The following is a 6574-nucleotide window of genomic DNA, read 5'->3' as shown; positions in this document are numbered from 1 at the left end:
CCACACGGTATCGTAGCTGAACACGCGTGCAAGGACGTCTGTGTCAAAGAGGCGCAGGTCAAGGCCCGCTTCCGCCCGGCGGTGCGGACTGTGCAGGCGAGGTCGGTCGCGTACAAGAAGGAGCAGGGCTTCTCTGTCGCGTAGCAGCGCGAGGACGGCACACGGGCCGACCGGGGGCACCACGCGCCCCCGGTCGGCCTGAGGGGCTGCCGCGCGCTACTCCGCGACCGAGAAGCCCTGCTTCTTCATGTCGGCGACCGTCGTCGACTGCACCGTGCCCAGCGCCGGGCCGAAGCCGGCCTTGTCCTGCGCCGCCTTGCCGAAGGCGTCCTTGAACGCGCTGTAGGCGACGTTCACGTTCGGACCCCACGCCCCCGGGGCGGTGGTCTTCGCGATCTCGGCCGCCTTGGTGTAGAAGTCCGGCTGGTTGGAGAAGAACTCCGGCGCCTGGGCGAGCGCGTCCCCGGTCTGGGCGGCCGTCGCCGCCGGGTAGATGCCGCCGTTCTTCACCAGCGCCGTCACGGCCTCCGGGTCGGTGTTCAGCCAGGTCGCGAACTTCACCGCGGCGTCCTTGTGCTTCGAGTCGTTGCTGATGCCGGTCGTGGAGCCGCCCCAGCTGCCCGTGACGTTCTCACCCGCGTTCCACTGCGGCAGCGGCGCCATGGCCCACTTGCCCTTGGTGTCGGGGGCCGCGGTCGTCAGCACGCCCGGCGCCCACACGGCGCTGACCCAGGCGATCTGGGTCCCGGTGTTGAGCGCCTTGTTCCACGCGGGGGTGTACATCGGCTGGTTGTCGACGACGCCCTCCTTGACCAGGCCGCCCCAGAAGTCGGCGACCTTGGTGGAGGCGGCGTCGTCGACGGCGACGTTCCACTCGTCGCCGGAGGTCGTCCACCACTTCGCGCCCGCCTGCTGCGACAGGCCCGCGAACAGGCCGGGGTCGGTCGCCGAGAAGGTGGTCAGCGACTTCTCGGCGTCCTTCTTCTTCAGGTCGCGGGCCGTCCGCGCGAACTCGTCCCACGTCGTGGGCACGTTCAGGCCGTACTTCGTGAACAGGTCCTGGCGGTAGTAGAACATCAGCGGCCCGGTGTCCTGCGGGATCGCGTACACCGCGTCGGAGCCGAGGGTCACCTGCTGCCACACGCCGTCGGCGAAGTCCTTCTTCACGTCGCCCGCCTGCCCGGATATGTCGGCCAGGACGTCGTTGCTCACCAGCGTGGGGAGGGCCTGGAACTCGGCCTGCACCAGGTCGGGCGCCTTGTGCGCCTTCGAGGCGGTGATGATCTTGGTGACCAGGTCGTCGCCCGACGCCTGCTTCTTCACCGTGACCGTGATGCCGGCCTCCTTGCCGGGACCGGCGTTCCAGATCGCCGCGACCTTGTCCAGGCCGGGGGCCCAGGCCCAGTACGTGAGGCTGACCGGTCCGGACTCCGCCTTGTCTCCGTCTCCGCCGTCGTCCGACGAACCGCAGCCGGCCAGCAGCGTGGTGGAGAGCGCGGCCGCTGCGAATGCGGCGACGAGGCGCTTGTTCATGGGTTCCTCCCCTGACGAGGGTGCGCGGGGGCGCTGTGAGCGTTCACAGTAGAGAAACATCTCCGACACTTGTCAATGCTTGTGGCCGTGCGGTTACCTTGGCCGAGCCGCCCCTCGGGCTGCTGTGCACGTTCCCAGAGTTGACCCAGGAGATCCCATGGCGCGCCTTGCCTACGGCGGCGACTACAACCCCGAGCAATGGCCCGAGGAGGTCTGGCACGAGGACGTCCGGCTGATGCGCGAGGCCGGTGTGACCATGGTCAGCGTCGGCATCTTCGCCTGGTCGAAGCTGGAGCCCGAGCCCGGCCGCTACGACTTCGCCTGGCTCGACCGGCTGCTGGACCTGCTGCACGAGCACGGCATCCGCGCCGACCTCGGCACCCCCACCGTCGTGCCGCCCGCCTGGTTCTACGCCGCCCACCCCGAGGCGCTCCCGGTGAGCCGCGAGGGCATCCGCTACGGCTTCGGCTCGCGCGGCGCCATCTGCCACAGCTCCGCCGCATACCGCCGGGCAGCCGCCCGGATCACCGAGCGGCTGGCCGAGCGCTACGGGAGTCACCCGGCCGTGGCGATGTGGCACGTCCACAACGAGTACGGCGTACCGGTCGGCGCCTGCTACTGCGAGGCGTCCGCCGAGGAGTTCCGGCACTGGCTGCGGGCCCGCTACGAGGGCCTCGACGCCCTCAACGCCGCCTGGGGCACGGCCTTCTGGGGGCAGACCTACGGCGACTGGGCGCACGTCGACGCCCCGCGGCTGACCCCCACCGTCGCCAACCCGGCCCAGCAGCTGGACTACGCCCGCTTCACGGACGAGACCGTCCGCGGCAACTTCACCGCGGAACGCGACATCCTGCACCGGCTGTCACCCGGCATCCCGGTCACCACCAACTTCATGACCGCGCTCAGCCAGTGCGACTCGATGGACTACTGGGCCTGGGGCCGCGAGGTCGACCTCGTCACCAACGACCACTACCTGATCACCGACGGCCGCCGCACCCACGTCAACCTGGCGATGGCCGCCGACCTCACCCGCTCCGTCGCCGGCGGCGCCCCCTGGCTGCTGCTGGAGCACTCCACCAGCGGGGTCAACTGGCAGCGTCGCAACCCCGCCAAGGCCCCCGGCCAGATGGCCCGCAACAGCCTCGCGCACGTGGCCCGCGGCTCGGAGGGCGCCCTGTTCTTCCAGTGGCGGCAGTCCCGCTACGGCGCCGAGAAGTTCCACTCCGCGATGCTGCCGCACGCGGGCACCGACAGCCGCGTCTGGCGCGAGGTGGTCCGGCTGGGCGCCGACGTCGCCGCCCTCGCCGAGGTCGCCGGCACCCGGACCGTCGCGGACGCCGCCGTGCTGTGGGACTGGCAGTCCTGGTGGGCGCAGAAGCTGGAGTGGCGGCCCAGCCAGGACCACGACGCGCGCGAACGCGCCGACAGTTACTACGAGGCCCTCTTCGACCGGCACCTGACCGTCGACTTCACGCGTCCAGAAGCCGACTTGTCGGCCTATCCCCTCGTCGTCGTCCCCGCCCTCTACCTCACCACCGAGGCCGCCGGACGGAACCTGCGCGCCTACGTCGAGGGCGGCGGCACGCTGCTGGTCTCCTACTTCTCCGGCGTCGTCGACGAGCACGACACCGTCCACCCGGGCCCCGCGCCCGGCGCGCTGCGGGACGTGCTCGGGCTGACCGTCGAGGAGTTCGCGCCCCTGCTCGACGGGGAACGGGTCCGGCTCGACGGCCCCGAGGGCCCCGCCCTCACCGGCGACCTGTGGACCGAGGTCGTCGTGCCGCGCGGCGCAGAGCCGGTGTGGACGTACGCCGACGGCCCCGCCGCCGGCCGCCCCGCCGTCACCCGGCACGCCCTGGGCGAGGGCACGGCCTGGTACGTCTCGACCCGGCTCGGCCCCGCGGAGATCGGCGCGGTCCTGGCCGCCGCCGCGGAGGACGCGGGCCTGCCGGACCGGGCCGAACTGCCGCGTGACGTCGAGGTCGTCCGCCGCGCCGGTGAGCAGGGCAGGTACCTCTTCGTGATCAACCACACCGGGTCCGAGGCGAAGGTGCCCCTCGACGCGCCGGGTACGGAACTGCTCACCGGCGAACGGGTCATCGGCCGGCTCAGCGTGCCGCCGGGTGCCGTCCGGGTGCTGCGCGAGGAGTCCTGACCGGGAGGGTCACAGACGGCGGGTCGCCAGCGTGAGGCGGTCGCGCGCGTCGAAGAGGGCGTCCTTGATCAGCTGCTCGTGGGCCGGGGTCAGCCTGGCCACCGGGACCGAGCAGCTGATCGCGTCGCGGGCGGGCGTGCGGTACGGGATGGCGACGCCGAAGCAGCGCAGGCCCAGCGTGTTCTCCTCGCGGTCCACGGCGTAGCCCTGCTCGCGGATCTGGTGCAGCTCCGCGATCAGCTTCTCGCGGTCGGTGTGGGTGTGCTCGGTGAGCGGCTCCAGCGTCTCCGGCAGCAGCTTGCGGACCTGGTCGTCGGTGTACGTGGCGAGCAGCGCCTTGCCGAGCGAGGTGGAGTGGGCCGGCAGCCGGCGGCCGACCCGGGTGAACGGCCGCAGGTAGTGCGAGGACTGGCGGGTCGCCAGGTAGACGACGCTGGTTCCGTCGAGGCGGGCCAGGTGGATGGTCTCGCTGGTGTCGTCCGAGAGCCGGTCCAGGGTCGGGCGGGCCGCGGCGACGACCTCGTCGCCGTCGATGTACGAGGTGCCGACCAGCAGGGCGCGCACGCCGATGCCGTAGCGGGTGCCGGTGGCGTCGGTCTCGATCCAGCCCAGCTCCACGAGCGTGCGCAGCAGCATGTACAGGCTGGACTTGGGGTAGCCCACGGCCTCCTGCACGGCGGCCAGGCTGTGCATGCCGGGTTGCCCCGCGAAGAACTCCAGCAGCTCCACCGTCCGCACCGCGGATTTGACCTGCGCGCCGCCCTCACCTGCAGCCATCTGGAGTGGACCCCCCTTGTTCGGCCGGGACCCGCACAAGTAGGCTCCCGAACAGATTCACAGTTGCGGATGCTGTTCAGTATATCGAACGGAAGGCCTGGAGGTACCCGCGGTGGCCGTACCAGTGTGGAGCGTCGATCCCCGAACCGGGAAGCAGCGGGAGCAGGTCGCCGTGGAAGCCACCGCCGAGGAGGTCGACGCCGCGGTGCGCGCCGCCGCCGCGGCCTTCCCGGCGCTGGCCGACCGCGAGGTGCGCGCCCGGCTGTTGCGCACCGCGGCCGACTTCCTGGAGGAGGCCGGCCCCCGCATCCTGGAGGCCGCCGACGCGGAGACCGCCCTCGGTCCTGCCCGCCTCACCGGCGAACTCGGGCGCACCACCTACCAGCTGAGGGCCTTCGCCGAGATCGTCGAGGAGGGCGCCTTCCTCGACGTCATCATCGACCACGCCGACGCCACGCTCGCCCCGCCCCGGCCCGACCTGCGGCGCTACAAGATCCCGCTCGGCGTCGTGGCCGTGTACTCCGCCAGCAACTTCCCCCTCGCCTTCTCCGTGCCGGGCGGCGACACCGCCAGCGCGCTGGCGGCCGGCTGCCCCGTCGTCGTCAAGGCCCACCCCGACCACCCGGCGACGAGCGAGCTGTGCGCGGACGCGCTGCGCCGTGCCGCCGTCGCCGTCGGCCTGCCCGCCGACGTCGTCTCGGTGCTCCACGGCTTCCAGGCCGGCATCGACCTGATCAAGCACCCGCTGGTTTCCGCCGCGGGGTTCACCGGCTCCGTACGGGGCGGGCGCGCCCTGTTCGACGCCGCCGCGGCACGACCGGTGCCGATCCCGTTCCACGGCGAACTCGGCAGCCTCAACCCCGTGGTGATCACGGAGGCCGCGGCCGAGGAGCGCGCCGAGCAGATCGGCGCGGGACTCGCCGGGTCCGTGACCCTCGGCGTCGGCCAGTTCTGCGTCAAGCCCGGCCTCGTACTGGCCCCGGCGGGCGAAGCCGGCGACCGCCTCCTGAAGTCCCTGGCGGCCGCGGTCGGCGACGTCGCCCCCGGCACCCTGCTCGACGCCCGCATGCGGGACAACTTCATCGCGGGCGTGCGCGAACTGACCACGCTGCCCGAGGTGGAGGCGCCGGTCGAGCCCGGCGACGGCGGCGAGCACCTGGTGCGCGCCGGCTTCGTCTCCGTCCCGGCGGCGCGGCTTGCGGAGGGCGGCGTGCACGACGCGCTGCTGGAGGAGCACTTCGGACCGGTCACGGTCGTCGCGCGCTACGGCGGCGCGGAGGAGGTCGAGGGGGTCCTCGGACGGCTCCCCGGGAACCTCACGGCGACGGCGCACCTGAGCGAGGCCGAGGCGTCCGGCACCGACGCCGACGGCTCCGGCGCGGACCTGCTGCGCCGCCTCACCCCGCTGGCGGGGCGCGTCGTGGTGAACGGCTGGCCCACGGGGGTCGCCGTGGCCCCGGCCATGCACCACGGGGGGCCGTACCCGGCCACGACCTCGACGTCCACGTCGGTCGGCGGCACGGCGATCGAGCGGTGGCTGCGGCCCGTCGTCTACCAGGACGCGCCGCAGGGGCTGCTTCCGGCAGAGCTGCGCGACGGCAACCCCCTGGGGTTGCCGCGCCGCTTCAACGGGCGCCGCGAGGCCTGACGGGGTTCCCGTCTGCGGGCGGCTGCGCCGGGCTGCCCGGTGGTTGTGTGCGGGTGCGGGTTGTGTGCGCCTGCGGCGGGCGGTTTCCCCGCCCGCCCTCCCGATTGCCCGGCGCGGTCAGTGCGGGCCTGCGCATCGTGTGCCTGGGTCGGTGCCGCGCCGGCGCACGTCCTCAGCGTTCGCGGTTTGGCCCTACGTCATTCGGCGCCCGGGTCCGCCGCTCGTCGCTTCCGGGCGCACCCCGCCACACCCCCTCCCGTAGTGCGGGCGCACGACGTCCGGTGGGGGCGAGTAAGGCACCTGCGGCAACCCCGGACCGCCCTCGAACCCCGCCCGGCCGTCAGCCGTCCACACGACCGGAGGGGGTGTGGCGGGGTGCCCCCATGGGGTCCCCCCCGGGCCGAAGGCTGGGGGAGACGAGCGGTGCGTGCGGTGCCGGATGATGTGGGGCAGCGCCGCGA

At 72.9% G+C, this 6574-nt stretch carries 4 protein-coding genes; 2 read left to right on the top strand and 2 right to left on the bottom strand.

Going from position 1 to position 6574, the window contains the following annotated elements; genetic code table 11:
* Positions 1 to 216: 216 nt before the first annotated feature.
* Positions 217 to 1533, bottom strand: a complete 1317-nt coding sequence (locus PV341_RS42760; protein WP_500327307.1) for an ABC transporter substrate-binding protein — start codon at positions 1531 to 1533, stop codon at positions 217 to 219.
* 157 nt (positions 1534 to 1690) lie between these two features.
* Between PV341_RS42760 and PV341_RS42755 the strand changes: the two genes are divergently transcribed.
* Entirely contained in the window at positions 1691 to 3688 is a 1998-nt protein-coding gene (locus PV341_RS42755) for a beta-galactosidase (protein ID WP_500327308.1), read from the top strand.
* Between the two features lie 9 nt (positions 3689 to 3697).
* Here PV341_RS42755 and PV341_RS42750 read toward each other — a convergent pair whose 3' ends face one another.
* On the bottom strand, positions 3698 to 4465 hold the full coding sequence (locus PV341_RS42750) for an IclR family transcriptional regulator (RefSeq protein WP_500360687.1): 768 nt from the start codon (positions 4463 to 4465) through the stop codon (positions 3698 to 3700).
* 112 nt (positions 4466 to 4577) lie between these two features.
* Between PV341_RS42750 and PV341_RS42745 the strand changes: the two genes are divergently transcribed.
* Entirely contained in the window at positions 4578 to 6113 is a 1536-nt protein-coding gene (locus PV341_RS42745) for an aldehyde dehydrogenase (NADP(+)) (RefSeq protein ID WP_500360685.1), read from the top strand.
* Positions 6114 to 6574: the final 461 nt, after the last annotated feature.

Origin of the sequence: Streptomyces sp. PA03-1a (assembly GCF_033792805.1) — a bacterium.
In the GTDB taxonomy this organism is placed as follows: domain Bacteria; phylum Actinomycetota; class Actinomycetes; order Streptomycetales; family Streptomycetaceae; genus Actinacidiphila.
The sequence above is the reverse complement of the archived record's forward strand: the minus strand, read 5'-3'. Positions and strand labels throughout refer to the sequence as shown.